This window comes from Sediminibacterium sp. FW305-C-61 (assembly GCF_058231065.1).
This window is the reverse complement of the sequence record NZ_JBIQXR010000001.1, coordinates 81,920-98,143: the sequence shown is the minus strand read 5'-3', so window position 1 is coordinate 98,143 and position 16,224 is coordinate 81,920. Positions and strand designations below refer to the sequence as shown.

Sequence of the window (16,224 nt, the reverse complement as noted above, 5' to 3'; positions counted from 1 at the left end):
TGTCTTTGTTGATATAAATATTATTGGCCATAGTAAGAATCGGGGCCATGTTTTCTTTCAAAATGTTTTTTAATAAGTGCGTCTTTTAAAACAGGTGCTTTGGGGTTAATCTGCAAAGTGAGGTAAGCCATTTTTGCCAGTTCTTCCAATACTGCTGCATTATAAACTGCTTTGTGAGCTGTTTTACCCCAGGTAAAAGGCGCATGATTTCCAACCAGCATCATTTCAGTTTCAGCCGGGTCGAGCGATTTTTCTTTGAAACAGTTAAGTATTTGAAAACCGGTTTCGGTTTCATAGTCACCCTTAATCATTTCATCGCTCATAGGTGCTGCACAGGGAATCGATGCTGTTGTATGATCAGCATGAGTAGTACCAAAAACCGGGATATCCATTTGTGCCTGGGCCCATGCTGTTGCATAAGTAGAGTGTGTATGAACGATGCTGCCTATTGCGGGCCAATGTTTATATAATACCGCATGGGTTTTGGTATCGGATGAAGGACGCAGGTCTCCTTCCACCACATTGGCATCAAAATCTACGATGACCATTTTATCAGGACTTAATTCTTCATAAGGAACGCCACTGGGTTTTATAGCAAAAACATTGAGCTGTCTGTCTACCACACTTACATTACCAAAGGTGAATAGTACCAATCCAAGTTTTGGTAATTGCATGTTGGCATCGTAAGCTGCCTGTTTTAAATCATTGTATTTACTCATGCTATTCTATTTAAATACAGTTGCCTATTGTTTTTGTGTATGTGCTTCGGTAAACGCACCGGCTTGCTGATAACGCTGATATCTTTGCTGGTAGTAGTCAATTTTATCTGCCTCGGGAGTATAGGTAGCGTCGAAACCCTGACCCATGGCTTCCATGGCATCTGATACTTTTTCATAAACACCGGCTGCTGTTGCTGCGAACATAGCAGCACCCAATGCACATGTCTGTTCGCTCTTATGAATTCGAATCGGCATATTCATAATATTGGCCATCACCTGCATGATATATGGTGAACGTTTAGCAACGCCACCAAGACCAATCAATCCTTTAACCGGAACGCCTTCACTGATAAACCTGTCGACAATCATTTTTGCGCCAAAGCAGGTGGCTTCAACGAGTGATTTAAAAATGGCAGGTGCATCTGTTCCTAAATTTAGTCCATGTAAACTACTGGTTAAAAACTGATTGGCGTCTGGTGTTCTTCTTCCATTGAACCAGTCCAAAGCAAGTTCATCATCTGCCTGTAAAGGTAGTTTGGAAGCTTGTTCTGATAAATAAGGTATTAATTTATCTGCTAGTTCCTGCTCCAGTAAGGCAGCAGTTTTTTCATCTAGTAAAGAGGAAGATGCGATCAGTGTCTTGATAGGTTTTAGAATTAATTCCCTGAACCATGCATAGGTATCACCAAATGCAGACTGGCCAGCTTCAAGGCCAAGCATGCCAGGAATTACAGAGCCATTTACCTGTCCGCAAATACCTTTAACGGTTTTATCGCCCAGGTCTGCGCCCGGCGCAACTAAAATATCACAGGTTGAAGTACCCATAACCTTACTGAGGTGATATGGTTCTATTTGTCCGCCAACCGCACCCATATGTGCATCAAAAGCACCAACAGCTACTATAACTGTTTTCTGAAGACCTAGTTTTTCTGCCCATTCTTTTGAAAGGGTTCCTGCAGATTGGTCAGATGCATAAGTGGCAGTGCCAAGTGTATCGGCATATCCATCTAATAATGGATCGAGTTGCGCAAAAAAGCTATTGGGTGGGTATCCATTAAAAGCCTCGGCCCATAAGCCTTTATGTCCTGCAGCACACACACTTCTTTTCAGGTTTTCAATACCATTACCTCCTGTAAGGAGGAAAGGAATCCAGTCGCAATGTTCAACCCAGGATACACAAGCTTTTCGAACAGCTTCATCTGTTCTTAAGATATGCAAAAGCTTGGCCCAAAACCATTCGGAGGAATAAATACCTCCAACGAACTGAAGATAGTTTGTCGTAAATTTTTTCGCGTGCAGATTAATTTCTGCGGCTTCCTGAACGCTGGTATGGTCTTTCCATAATACGAACATAGCGTTCGGATTTTCTGCAAATGCAGGGTCCAATGCCAGTGGTTGACCTTTAGCGTCAACCGCAACAGGCGTAGACCCGGTGGTGTCGATACCAATCGAAACAACTTGTCCGGCAATTTCAGGCCCAGCTTTCTGAAGGCAACTGGTAATAGTTGCGGTAAGTCCTTCTATATAATCCAACGGGTGTTGTCTGAATTGACTTTCAGCCGCATTGCAATAAAGTCCTTTTTTCCAGCGGGTATAATGGTGAACAGCAGTGGCAATTTCTTCACCGGTAGTAGTGTTAACAATAATCGAACGAACAGAGTCGGTACCGTAATCTACACCAATTACGTAGTTATCTTTTTTCATTTGCAAGCAATAAGCGTTGTCTAATTCGTGTCAAATTAACACTTAAAATTTGAAAACAAAAAAAACAGGAAGAATTTTTCCTGTTTATTTAAGATTGCCCGGGTTTGGTATCAGGTTCAAAAAGGCATGAAAATTAGCTGCATAGCGCCTTTTATCTAGCTTATAGTAAAATGCGCCTTTTTTGGAACTTTCCTTGTCTTTGTCTTTTTGTTTGATAAGTAATTTAGTAGACTGTAATTTTCGGCTAAAATTGCGTTTATCGAATTCATAGTCGAAAATGCCTTCATAAAGACTTTGTAATTGAGGAAGGGTGAATTTCTCTGGTAAAAGCTCAAACAGGATGGGATGGAAAGCTGCTTTATAGCGCAGTTTTTCCTTTGCCATATCTACCATTTGCTGGTGGTCAAAAATGAGTTTGGGTGTATTATTTATCGGAAACCATTCGGCGTGATAGTCTGCATTTAATTGTTTTTCATATTTATGAATATCAATTAAAGCAAAATAGGCTACTGAAACGGTTCGCTCAATCGGGTCACGGTTTACATCACCAAAAGCGTATAGTTGTTCCATATAAACGCCTTCAAGACCGGTAAGTTCATTCAGGATACGGGCAGATCCTTTGGCAAAATCTTCATCTTTTTGGATGAAACCACCCATCAGACTCCATTTACCTTTCTCGTATTCCAAACCACGTTGTACCAGTAGCAGTTTTAACTCGGAACCATCAAAACCAAAGATGATACAATCTATGGCAACCAATATGCGTGTCTGTTTGTGATACCTGACCATATTAATAAGCTATCTCAAAAGCGTTAGTACTTTCATCCAAAATAACAAATCTCAGGATAAAATATAAGTATTCCGCAAAAAATAATAAGTGTTTCTTTTACAATTAATATTTTTTGGCTATTTTGGTTCAAGTTTTAAGGATATTTACACCGATTGCAAACCAACCATCTCCGCCATATGAAAAAGATACAATTCTTAGTCGCTATTTCAGCCATTATTCTCTTTACCTGTTGTAAATCTGGTTCAACTGAAACCGAAGCCAGTAAAGACTTTCCAATTGATACTACAGCATTGAAAGCTGCTTATGAAGCTACTGTTGACGGAAAGCAGGTAAAGTTATTTATCCTTAAAAACAGCAAAGGGGTTGAAGCAGCAATTACCAATTTTGGCGGAAGAGTGGTAGCATTGGTTGTTCCGGATAAAAATGGTGTAATGACAGATATTACACTTGGCTACGATAGTTTGAACCATTATCGCACAAGGAGTGAAACCTATTTTGGGGCTTTAATCGGACGTTACGGAAACCGTATAGCCAAAGCAAAATTTTCGCTAAACGGCAACAGTTACCAGCTTGCGGCAAATAATGGTGTAAATAGTTTGCATGGTGGTCCTACAGGTTTTCATAACCGTGTATGGGATGCTGTGCAGCCAGATGAGCATACCCTTGAACTAACTTATGTATCTCAAGACGGAGAAGAAGGATACCCAGGTAACCTGACTGTTAAAGTAACTTACACATTAACTGATGCTAATGAGTTAAAGATAGATTATGATGCAAGTACGGATAAAACAACCGTAGTGAATCTTACCAACCATGCCTATTTTAATCTGAATGGACAAGGCAATGAAACCATCACCGATCATATGTTGATGATTAATGCGTCAAACTATTCTGCGGTAGATGCAACCCTTATCCCGGATGGAAATCCTGTAACAGTGGAAGGCACTCCATTCGATTTTAGAACAGAAAAACAAATCGGCAAAGAAATCGGTGCAGATAATGCCCAGATTAAAAACGGACTTGGCTACGACCATAATTTTGTTTTGGATAAAAAGCAGACTGATGCTATGGAAAAAGCTGCATCTGTATATGCACCATCAACCGGCATTCTTATGGATGTATATACAATCGAGCCAGCTATTCAATTCTACAGCGGTAATTTCCTGGATGGGAAACTCATTGGTAAACACCAAAAAGTATATGGACATCGTTCCGCTTTCTGCCTTGAAACGCAGCACTATCCTGATTCTCCGAATCAGCCATCATTTCCTTCAACCACATTAGAGCCCGGAAAAAAATACCAGACAACTACGATCTATCAGTTTGGAATCAAGAAATAACAAAATAGATTGAGGATTGGTTAATATCTGAAAATAACAACCCCGCAAGGGGTTGTATTTTTAAGTGATTGTCATACTTGGCAAATCAAACACTGCATGTACATCGGATTTTATATAAATACCGGTAAATAGATCATTCATAAATTTTGAACAATGCTTAGCTCCAAAAGTAAATTCTTTGTTGCTGGATTTTTATTGTCAGTAGGTAACCTGAAAGCGCAGGTGAAAGACTATCCAATCCAGCCCGTAACATTTAATCATGTACATGTACATGATCAGTTTTGGGCACCACGTATTACTACCAATGCTGAAATAACCATTCCTTATGTTTTACAGAAATGCCGCGAAACAGGAAGGGTAGATAATTTCCTGAAAGCAGCTGGTAAAATGGCTCCAGAAAAATTAACAGAATATCCGTTCGACGATTCAGATATATTTAAAGTAATAGAAGGTGCGGCATATGCATTACAGGTAAAATTCAATCCGGATTTAGATAAGTCGGTTGACTCACTCATTGCTATAATTGCCGAAGCCCAGGAACCAGATGGATACCTGTACACTTTCCGCACAATGAAGCCCGCGAAGTTACATCCCTGGATCAGTCCAAAACGCTGGGAAAAAGCACCGGATCTAAGTCATGAGTTATACAATGCCGGGCATTTATATGAAGCAGCAGCAGCGCATTATCTTTCAACAGGAAAGAAGAATCTCCTCAATATTGCAACTAAAAATGCAGACCTGATTGTGAAAGATTTTCTGCATGATAAAGCACCTTATTTTCCAGGTCACCAGGTAATTGAAACCGGCTTATCAAGACTGTATCGTGTAACAGGAAAAAAAGAATACCTCGATCTGGCTAAATACTTTTTAGATATCCGCGGTAATAATGAGATTAAAGGTTCACAATATAGTCAGTCACACAAACCTGTAGTACAGCAACACGAAGCTGTTGGTCATGCAGTACGCGCTGCATACATGTATACCGGTATGGCAGATGTGGCCGCACTTACAGGAGATGCATCTTATATAAAAGCCATCGATGATATCTGGTCGGATGTGGTAACAAAGAAAATGTATTTAACTGGTGGCATCGGTGCTACAGGAGCTGGCGAGGCATTTGGGGCTGCATATGAACTGCCTAATATGTCGGCTTATGCAGAAACATGTGCTTCCATTGCCAATGTTTATTGGAACATCAGGATGTTTTTATTACATGGTGATGCCAAATATGTTGATGTAATGGAACGTGTGCTTTATAATGGAGTGCTTTCAGGCATTGCACAGGATGGAAAAAAATTCTTCTACCCCAACCCATTGGCATCGATGGGGCAACATCAGCGTAGCGCATGGTTTGGTTGTGCATGTTGTATTTCAAACGTAACACGTTTTATGCCTTCTGTGCCAGGTTATGTATATGCGCAGGATAAAAACAATGTTTACGTAAACCTGTTTATGACCAATGAAGCAGATGTATCATTACCGGCAGGTAAATTGAAAATTGCCCAGGAAACTGCCTACCCATGGCAAGGTGGTGTAAAAATTACTTTAAATCCAGAGAAAGCATTAGAGTTTGCCCTGAGGGTGAGGATACCGGGTTGGGCCAGGCAGGAAGCAGTTCCCGGCGACTTATACAAATTCGCTGATCAGCAACAAAAGGATATTCAGATAAGCATCAATGGGAAACCAGTAAGCTATTCACTTGAAAAAGGCTATGCGGTGTTTAACCGTACATGGAAAAAAGGGGATGTTGTAAGTTTTAATTTACCCATGGATATTGAAAAAGTTCTTGCAAATGAAAAAGTAAAAGATGATCAGGGAAGATTTGCATTACAACGCGGCCCATTGGTTTTTTGTTTAGAAGGTCCTGATCACTCAGATAAAGTAGTACAAAATATAGTAGTACCTAAGGAGGCATCACTAATGGAAACCTTCAATCCAGATATGCTGAATGGCGTTTTATTGTTGAATGGAAAAGGTAGCGCAACAAGCAGGCAACTTAATACAGACGCATTACTTAAAAAAGAAGAACCGATCAAAGCCATCCCCTATTATTCATGGAATAATAGAGGTGCCGGCGAAATGGTAGTCTGGATTCCTTATGTTGAAACAGCAGCGCGTCCAAAGCCAGCACCAACAATTGCTTCAAAAAGCAGGGTGAGTAGTTCTATTAATAATCCAAGAATGTTGAATGCATTGAACGACCAGTTTGAACCATCCAGCTCAGAAGATAAGTCGGCATTATACCTGCATTGGTGGCCTAAGAAAGACACGGAAGAATGGATTCAATATGATTTCGATGGGGAGCAAACTATAACTGAGTCACAGGTGTATTGGTACGATGATAGTCCCTTTGGCGGTTGCAGAATACCAGCTTCCTGGGAAATCTTGTACAAGCAGGGTGACAAATGGGTTCCGGTAACAACTACTACATCCTATGAAATTGCTAAGGATAAATACAATACGGTAAAATTTAATCCAGTTAAAACAACCGCCGTTCGTATGAAAATTCGCTTGCCGAAAGAACATGCTACCGGTGTACATGAATGGATTATAAAATAATTTCAAGCAAATGACTATGGGTGTGATTTCATCTTTACGATTAACGATTGCAGGAGTTTTTTTATTACCGGTTGTATATAGTAATGCGCAGCAAAAAGCTTCCATGAAAATATTCACAGATAAGGTAAAGAATACCGTATCACCAAACCTGCATGGTATTTTCTTTGAAGAGATTAGTCATGGTGGAGAAGGAGGTTTGTATGCGGAGATGATTCAGAATCGTGGATTTGAAGAAAGCCGGATTCCTCCGGGATCAATTGTAGAAGATGGAATGCTGAATGCCAATCCGGAAAAAAAACCTCATTATAACCTGAATGGCAAAGCAAGTGATTGGAGAATGCCTTGGCCTGTAAAAACGACAATGCCCTATTGGAAGTTAAGCGTAGGTGAAAATGCTAAAATAAATGCAACTATTTCAACTGACCAGCCACTTACTTCTGCAACACCACAATCCGCACTTTTAAAAATTGACCAGCTATCTGGATCGGGTAAGGATTATTTTGTGAATGAAGGGTTTTGGGGTATGGATGTGAAGAAAGGAGAGTCATATCTGCTGAATTTTTATGCGAAAACAAATATTGATTACAATGGTCCATTAACAGTGGTATTGCTATCTTCTTCCGGAAAGGAAATAGCTGCCTATACTTTCCCCTCTGTTAAAAGTGATCAATGGAAAAAATACAGTTGTACTTTAACCGCTAATGAAACGGATGGTAAATCAAGCTTTGCATTCAGGCTTGGATCAACAGGAACAATTTCATTTGATTTTGTATCACTGTTTCCTAAAAAGACCTTCAAAAACAGATCAAATGGCTTGCGTGCAGATTTAGCACAATACCTTGCAGATTTGAAGCCTGCATTTTTACGTTGGCCGGGAGGTTGTTTTGTGGAAGGAGTAAATGTGGAGAGTGCTCCTAATTGGAAAAATTCAATTGGTCCTTTAGAGAACAGACCCGGAACTTTTAGTGTATGGGGTTACTGGTCGAGTGATGGTTTTGGATACCATGAATACTTGCAATTTTGTGAAGACATACAATCTGATGCCCTCTATGTTTTTAACGCAGGAGTATCTTGTGAGTTTAGGAGTGGAACATTTATCAGCGATGATAAAGTACAGGCTGTAATTGATGATGTTTTAGATGCAATTGAATATGCTGTTGGCCCTGTTACTTCTAAGTGGGGTAAAATACGCGCACAAAATGGTCATCCAAAACCCTTCCCGCTTAAATATGTTGAAGTAGGCAATGAACAGCATGGTTCCTGGTATGCAAAGAGGTACAACCGTTTTCATGAAGCCATAAAAGCAAAATATCCAAATATTAAAATAGTATCCAGTATGGGTATCGGCGATATCAATCGTCGTACGCTAGATAGTATTAAAACAACAGATATAGCAGATGAGCATGCATACAAAAGTGCATTCTGGTCTTTCACCAACTACGATCATTTCGATCAATATAAGCGTGGCGATTATGAAGTATATGTAGGTGAATATGCAACCAATGCAGGTGTTGGAAATGGTAATATGCAGGCTGCATTGAATGATGCAGCATATATTCTTGGAATGGAAAATAATGGTGATCTGGTAAAAATGTCGAGCTATGCACCCTTATTTGAAAACGTAAACACCCGTCATTGGCCGGTAAATCTCATAAAATATAAATCTGACAGCAGTTTTGCTCGGATATCCTATTACACGATTCAACTGATGAACCAACAGCGATCAGATGAAAACTTTGTTATATCGTTAAAAGAAACGGAAGCTACAGTTAAAAAACCCAAAAACAAAGGGGGTATTGGATTGGCAACCTGGGATACACAAACGGAATACCGAAATATTACTGTTGTACAAAATGGTCGTACTGTTTACCAAAGTGATTTTATCAATAAACCCGAAGAGTGGGAATCTATCAGAGGCAACTGGCTGGTGAAGGATGGGGCTATGGCACAAACAGCGCAGGGACCACAGCGATTAATGATATTGAAAAATCAATCATTCGATACCTATACGTTAACACTGGAAACAAGAAAAACAGGAGGAACCAATGCCTTTATTATTCCTTTTGCAGTAAATGGTACTGGTTCTATGTTAAGGGCTCATATCGGGGCACTTGTAAACAATAGCACCATATTTGAAATTGTAAACGAAAATTCGGTTGCGAATATATCACAGGCTAAAAGACTTGCAAAGCCCATTGAGACAGGCAGGTGGTATAAAATCAGGTTAGAAGTAGGTTACGATAAAGTAGACTGTTTCCTTGATGATGAATTACTCTTGTCTTATACAGAACCCAAAAAACTGATTGGTATAGCAGGCCGTGATAAAGAAACAGGAGACCTGATTATTAAAATGGTGAATGGCAATGAAGAAGATTTTGAAACAACCATAGAACTTGATGGTGCTGTTAATGCAACAGGGGTCTATACCAGTTATACCATCTCATCAGATCAAACAAAAGCAGAGAATTCTTTCGCAGAACCTAAGAAATATATTCCGGTAGCTATGAAGAGTAAAATGCAGACTACCAAACAGGTAGTGCATAGTTTCCCTAAATATTCAATAACGGTATTGCGAATCCCCACTAAAAAATAATACATAATGAAAAAGTTGTTGCTATTTACTTCTTTGTTAGCTGTTACAGGTCTGCAACTGAATGCACAACAAAAATCACTGGCTGCTTTTGCTCCTTCACGTGATGAAATGCTGGTTAGGTATAAAGCAGCAAATGAGAGAGATAGTTTGGCAAGAAGAACCGCATTTAAGCTGAATGTAAATCCAATTTGGAGTGGACCTTCTGCATTTTGGTATAGAAATGCATTGCCAGACAGTCAATCAGAATATATTTTTATTGATCCCGTTAAACAAGTAAAACGCCCTTTGTTTGATCCTTCAAAAATGGCTGAGGCAATAAAAATAGCGGAGGGAAAAGCAGTAGATGCCAATCGTCTTCCAATAAGGAATGCCTATTTATATCCTGACGGAAAAAAATTGGCGATATCCTTAGGTAATAAATTTTATGATGTAGACCTGGCATCCTATCAGGTGTCGAAAATAGATTCATTGCCTGTTGATAAAACCGAATATCCATCCTTAACAAGGGTCGCAGGTCGATGGCAACGTAACCGGGGTGCAAGAACATCTCCTGATAAACAATGGAATGTATCGGTAAAGGACTACAATATTTATTTAGAGCCTGCATCCGGAGGTGCGGCTGTGCAATTTACAACCGATGGAACAGCAGCCTTGCCTTATGGAGACATTACCTGGTCTCCGGATAGCAAGTACCTGGTAGCTTATAAAATTAAGCGGGTAGTTGATAAACCAGTATACTATGTACTTACATCAGTACCTGGCACCACCCGTGGAGAAATGAAAGAGCGTCCGTATAAACAACCTGGTGATGATTTTTCAACTTATGAAATGCATGTAATAAAAGTTGCAGATAAGTCGGTAGTAAAAGTACAGACAGACATCATCGATTTTTTTGATGCGCCAAAACTAAACTGGAATAAAGGGGATAACGATCATTTTATGTACGAAAGAGTAGATCGTGGTCACCAAAGATTCCGGATCATCGAAGTGAATGCCAATGATGGCACTACTCGGAACCTGGTTGATGAAAAGACCAACACATTCATTTATGAACAACGCATTTTTACATATTATTTACCTGAAACAGCAGAGATAGTATGGGTAACGGAAAAAGATGGTTGGAGGCATATTTACCTGGTTGATGCCAGGAAAGGAACGGTAAAGAACCCAATCACAAAAGGCGAGTGGGTGGTACGTTCAATAGATAGCGTAGATGTTAAGAGACGGGAAATCTGGTTTCAGGCGAGTGGTATGAATAAAGAAGAAGACCCTTATTTCCTCCATTATTACCGAATTGGTTTCGATGGAAAGAATATGGTAACCTTAACTAAGCCTGGATTTAATCACCGGATTACCTGGTCGCCGGATAAGCAATATTTTGTGGATACCTATTCAACAGTTGATCAGCCTCCTGTTACTGTGCTGGGGCGGGTTGCAGACGGAAAGGAACTAATGGAAATTGAGAAAGCGGATATCAGTAAACATCGTGCAGCGGGTTTCAGGTTACCAGAGCCGTTTTATGCAAAGGGAAGGGATGGTGTTACCAATATCTGGGGAATAATTTGCAGACCATCAGATTTCGATCCTTCAAAGCGTTACCCTATTATAGAAAATATTTATGCCGGACCACAAGATGCGTTCGTGCCTAAATCGTTTAGTGCTTTTGGCGAAATGCAAAGTATGGCAGAACTAGGTTTTATTGTTGTGCAGATCGATGGAATGGGTACTGCAAACAGATCCAAAGCTTTTCATGATGTGTGCTGGAAAAACCTGGCTGATGCAGGCTTCCCGGACAGAATCTCGTGGATGCGCGCACTGGCGGCAAAGTATCCGCAAGCCGATACTACGAGAGTGGGTTTATATGGAACATCTGCTGGTGGACAAAATTCGCTGGGTGGTTTATTGTTTCATCCTAACTGGTATAAGGCTGCTGTGTCTGCCTGTGGTTGTCACGACAACCGGGTAGACAAACAATGGTGGAATGAGCAATGGATGGGTTATCCGATAGGCAAACATTATGAGGAACAATCAAACATTACCAACGCGCATAAATTAAAAGGTAAGTTATTGTTGATTGTAGGTGAAGCTGATACGAATGTGCCGCCTGAATCAACTTATCGTGTTGCAGATGCTTTGATTAAAGCAAGAAAGACATTCGATTTTCTCGCGGTACCCGGAATGGGACACAGTGATGGCGGACCTTATGGCAGGGTCAAGAAAAGAGACTTCTTTGTGAAAAGCTTGTTGGGTGTTGATCCACCAGATCGTAATACCGATGAATTAGCAACAGCCGAGTAAGCTTTTTAGCAGTTAGCTATTAGCCTTTAGCCAATTTACGTAAGTAGTATATACTTACTTCAACTGAAAAAGGCTAATAGCTAATGGCTAACTGCTTATAACTAAACCTTGCCCTTTTATACAGTCGTATGTTCTTCGTAAGTACTTCGGAAATAATCATCAACATATTCGCTGGGCGATTTGCCGATTACTGTTTTGAATACCCGGTTAAAATTGGTAACAGTATTAAAGCCACAATTATACGCGATGGTTGAAATGCTTACACTATCGTTATCTCCAGTTGTTAGTTTTTTGCACGCTTCATTGATCCTGACTTCATTCAGGAAGGAAACGAAAGTGTGTAAGGTTCTTTTCTTGAAATAACGACAAAAAGCTTGTGGGGTCATGTGTGCCTGTTGGGCCACATCTTCAAGGGTAATATTTTTAGCATAATTTGCCATTATATAATGGTATATATGGCTTAACCTGATTCCATCATGCTCACTAACTGTGGTGAGGTTTGATATACTCGATAATTCTTTTAACCTTGGTATGCTGGTAAATTTTTTGAATAAATCGATGAAGGCAAGCATCTGATCTGTCCCCGAGTTTTTACTTACCTGCTGAATTCTATGCGAGATATCGGATACCTGTTCTGAAGGAACAACAAACCCGTTATTGTGTTTTTGTAGGAATGTTTGAATATGTTTCATTTCCGCCAAATCAAAAAGCGAAGCGAGTTTTCCATTGGGATTAAAGTGAATAGTAATGGCTTGCACTTTGCGTTTGCTTTTCGGAGAAAAATACATGGGGTCGCTCTTGAAAACATGTGGCTGATTCGCACCCAGGTAATAAATTTCGTTAGGGCCAAATGAATACATGTTATTATCTACCACTAAAGTGCCTTCGCCTTTTTGTATCCAGGTTAGCTGGATCTCATCATGTCTGTGCAGATGAGGATAGAAATAAGGCAGCAGGTCGTGTTGGACGATGATGTTTTTATCACCTGGAACAGGAATGGTAAATTGTAAAACTTTCATCAGAAACGGTTTTAAGTGTTTCAAGAAGAGAAATATCCTATTTTATCTCTTACCAGTACTTAAGTCTACTTAGACAGTTAATATATTAGATATGCTGCGTGTAATTCAGATTTAATAAACCATTACATATAAGCTACTGAAAAGACTGGGAAAGATTAAATTTTATTTAAATTCATCCTTAAATCCAATACAGGTATATTTAGTGTCAAATTAACGCTTAATATTAATATATTTGAAAAGGATAAAAAGCGGTTTTTTTCGGGAAGGTAAAATATGCGGAACAGTGCTTCTTTAGACTGAATTAAGCTTTTTATAGAACGATCTTCTAAAATGACCGCTCAGGTAGTAAGAAAAGGTGAAATACAGGGTTTGTGTTAAATAAACGGGAGATAGGGAGGTTTTGTTTTATAAATTTAAACAAGGAACAACTTAACGCATTTAAACATCCTTTTCAACAGAGATGCTGTGGAAATGAAGTGAGCTGAATCTGAAGTAACCAAATATGATTAAAAATTGTATGGGCATAGTAAATAAAAGATGAGATAATAACCGGTATCATAAGCGTAAATAAAAAAGCAGTTAAAATCTGTATAGAATTTATTAATACCGAAAAACAGGCACGCAAAAGTTCCTGTTAGTTTTGCAATAATAAAATAAACTGTATGGCTAAAGTAACATGGAAGGGTGTTTATCCTGCACTCCTGACTCCATTTAAAGCAGATGATTCTGTAGATTTTGAAGTGTATAAAATCAATCTACAGGCACAGATGGATGCAGGTGTTGATGGCATTATTTTAGGTGGTTCACTTGGAGAGGCAAGTTCTTTGTCTAATGAAGAGAAAAGGGATTTATTGTTTTATTCCAAAGAAATGATCCCCGACGATTTTCCTGTAATCATCAACATCGCAGAGCAAACAACCAAAGCTGCCATACAATTGGCAAAAGATTCAGAAAAAAATGGTGCAGATGGACTGATGCTCCTGCCCCCAATGCGTTATAATGCTGACAGCAAGGAGACGCTGGAGTATTTCAAAGCTGTGGCTAAAGCTACTTCTCTGCCAATTATGATTTATAATAATCCGGTTGACTATAAAATCATGGTTACACTGGATATGTTTGAGGCAATGACGCCGTATGAAAATATACAAGCGGTGAAAGAATCTACACGTGATATATCGAATGTTACACGTATGATTAATCGTTTTGGTGATCGCTACAGTGTTCTTACAGGGGTTGACCCATTGGCAATGGAAAGTCTTTGCATGGGAGCCCATGGGTGGGTAGCTGGTCTGGTTGACGCATTCCCCGCAGAAACAGTAGCGATTTTTCATTTGGTAAAAGCAGGCAGGATCGAAGAAGCACTCAAAATTTACCGGTGGTTCCTGCCAGTACTCGAATTGGATATTCATCCAAAACTGGTACAGTATATTAAACTGGCAGCCCAATATACAGGTATTGGCACAGCACATGTTCGTGCACCACGCTTACCACTCGAAGGAGAAGAATTAAAAGCTGTATCAGCGGTAATTGAAAAAGCATTGGCAAACCGTCCTATATTGCCTGATTATTTAAACCTGAAAACTAAGAAGGATGCTGCATGGGCATAATATAATCGGATACGAATCAACCAAAAAGGGAGCTGAAACATTTGAATCTTTCAGCACTTTACAAGGAACTTTACTCCCTGGTTCGTTTCATATAGCAACAGAAGAAGAAGTTGAAGCAGCTATCGCCAAATCGGTAGCTGCTTTTGACATATACAGTAAAACAACTTATCTGCAACGCGCCATATTTTTAGAAACCATTGCAGAAAAAATTTTATTGATTGGAGATAATTTGCTGGAGCGTGCAAACCTTGAAACAGGCTTGCCACTTGCCCGATTAACGGGTGAGAGAGACAGAACCATGAATCAATTAAAACTTTTTGCCACTCTTTTGCGTGAAGGATCATGGGCCGATGCTGTTATCGATACTGCTTTACCAGACCGAAAACCACTCCCAAGATCTGATATACGCAGATTATTACAGCCAGTTGGCCCAGTAGTGGTTTTTGCTGCAAGTAATTTTCCTTTTGCATTTTCTACTGCAGGCGGTGATACCGCCTCTGCACTCGCTGCAGGCTGTCCGGTAATAGTAAAAGCACATAGTTCACACGCGGGCACCAATGAGTTAATGGCAACTGCAATACAGCAAGCTGCTAAAAAATCAGGAATGCCTGATGGGGTGTTTTCTTCACTTAATGGAGAAGGGGCCACACTTGGACAAAAACTAGCTATGGAGCCGGCTGTTAAAGCCATTGGTTTTACCGGGTCCTATCGTGCTGGTATGGCATTGTATGCTACGGTTACACAAAAAAGAAAACAACCAATCCCATTATATGCTGAAATGAGTAGCATAAATCCGGTTGTATTATTACCAGAAACATTGGCAGCAAGAATAAGTGAAACGGCAGCCTCTATCGCAGGTTCGATGACACTTGGTGTTGGTCAGTTTTGTACCAACCCCGGACTTTTATTCCTGATCAAATCCGATGCTTCGGATGCATTTGTTGAATCACTCATTGCTGCTCTTTCTAATGCAGCCCCGGGAACCATGTTAAATCAGGTAATCTGTAAATCCTATTATAGCGATCGAAATAAAACAGGTGGAGCGAAAGGGGTTAAACAGTTGTACGCTGGTGAAGACCTTTCTGCTAGTTATAAAGCTAGTCCTGCATTGTTATCCGTAAATGCTGCTGATTTTATAGCTGATGAAAACCTGCAACAGGAAGTGTTCGGTCCATGTTCAACAATCGTGGTATGTGATGATAAAACACAACTTAACGCTGCTTTGCAATCTTTACATGGACAGTTAACCGGTTCTGTATTCGGTAACACCGAAGAATTACTACTATTTAGTTCAACGATCGATATTTTGCAACAGAAGGTTGGAAGACTAATCTTCAACAATGTACCAACGGGTGTTGAAGTATGTCATGCTATGGTACATGGTGGACCATTCCCTGCAACCACAGATGCAAGAACTACTTCTGTAGGAACTGAAGCAATCAGAAGATTTGTGCGCCCTGTATGTTATCAGGATTGTCCACAAAACCTTTTACCCATTTACTTACAGAATGCAAATGAAGCAGGCATAATGAGAAAAGTAAATGGCGAATTTACCAGAGAACCAATTGTTTAGTTTTTGAACCTGATGTTTGCTA

10 protein-coding genes are annotated in these 16,224 nt (G+C 39.8%); 6 read left to right on the top strand and 4 right to left on the bottom strand.

The features are described 5' to 3' along the window. Positions 1-20 precede the first annotated feature (20 nt). The 3 genes from ACH30E_RS00305 to ACH30E_RS00295 form a co-directional block, all read right to left on the bottom strand. Positions 21-719 carry an L-ribulose-5-phosphate 4-epimerase gene (locus tag ACH30E_RS00305; RefSeq protein WP_294993443.1) on the bottom strand — a complete coding sequence of 233 codons (699 nt, stop codon included), beginning with the start codon at positions 717-719 and terminating at the stop codon, positions 21-23. A gap of 24 nt (positions 720-743) precedes the next feature. Then, positions 744-2,423 (bottom strand): ribulokinase, encoded by a 1,680-nt coding sequence (locus ACH30E_RS00300; protein ID WP_490823144.1) that lies wholly within the window; start codon positions 2,421-2,423, stop codon positions 744-746. Positions 2,424-2,507: 84 nt separating this feature from the next. Continuing rightward, positions 2,508-3,212 (bottom strand): NUDIX hydrolase, encoded by a 705-nt coding sequence (locus ACH30E_RS00295; protein ID WP_294993448.1) that lies wholly within the window; start codon positions 3,210-3,212, stop codon positions 2,508-2,510. 177 nt (positions 3,213-3,389) lie between these two features. On the opposite strand from ACH30E_RS00295, the gene ACH30E_RS00290 reads away from it, so the two are divergent. The 4 genes from ACH30E_RS00290 (at position 3,390) to ACH30E_RS00275 (ending at position 12,003) form a co-directional block, all read left to right on the top strand. Further along, positions 3,390-4,553 carry an aldose epimerase family protein gene (locus ACH30E_RS00290; RefSeq protein ID WP_490823143.1) on the top strand — a complete coding sequence of 388 codons (1,164 nt, stop codon included), beginning with the start codon at positions 3,390-3,392 and terminating at the stop codon, positions 4,551-4,553. A 153-nt stretch (positions 4,554-4,706) separates the two neighbouring features. Continuing rightward, the gene (locus ACH30E_RS00285) at positions 4,707-7,112 is read left to right on the top strand and encodes a glycoside hydrolase family 127 protein (protein WP_294993453.1); all 2,406 of its coding nucleotides are present in this window, start codon (positions 4,707-4,709) and stop codon (positions 7,110-7,112) included. A 16-nt stretch (positions 7,113-7,128) separates the two neighbouring features. Then, entirely contained in the window at positions 7,129-9,705 is a 2,577-nt protein-coding gene (locus ACH30E_RS00280) for an alpha-L-arabinofuranosidase C-terminal domain-containing protein (protein WP_490823142.1), read from the top strand. 6 nt (positions 9,706-9,711) lie between these two features. Next, a complete protein-coding gene (locus ACH30E_RS00275) occupies positions 9,712-12,003 on the top strand; it encodes a S9 family peptidase (RefSeq protein WP_490823141.1) in 2,292 nt (763 codons plus the stop codon). A gap of 116 nt (positions 12,004-12,119) precedes the next feature. On the opposite strand, the gene ACH30E_RS00270 is transcribed toward ACH30E_RS00275, so the two are convergent. Beyond that, entirely contained in the window at positions 12,120-13,022 is a 903-nt protein-coding gene (locus ACH30E_RS00270; RefSeq protein ID WP_490823140.1) for a helix-turn-helix domain-containing protein, read from the bottom strand. Between the two features lie 662 nt (positions 13,023-13,684). Here ACH30E_RS00270 and ACH30E_RS00265 point away from each other — a divergent pair. Then, on the top strand, positions 13,685-14,629 hold the full coding sequence (locus tag ACH30E_RS00265; protein ID WP_294993467.1) for a dihydrodipicolinate synthase family protein: 945 nt from the start codon (positions 13,685-13,687) through the stop codon (positions 14,627-14,629). Next, positions 14,613-16,202 (top strand): aldehyde dehydrogenase (NADP(+)), encoded by a 1,590-nt coding sequence (locus tag ACH30E_RS00260; RefSeq protein WP_490823139.1) that lies wholly within the window; start codon positions 14,613-14,615, stop codon positions 16,200-16,202. Before ACH30E_RS00265 ends, ACH30E_RS00260 begins: the two co-directional genes overlap by 17 nt. Positions 16,203-16,224 lie beyond the last annotated feature (22 nt).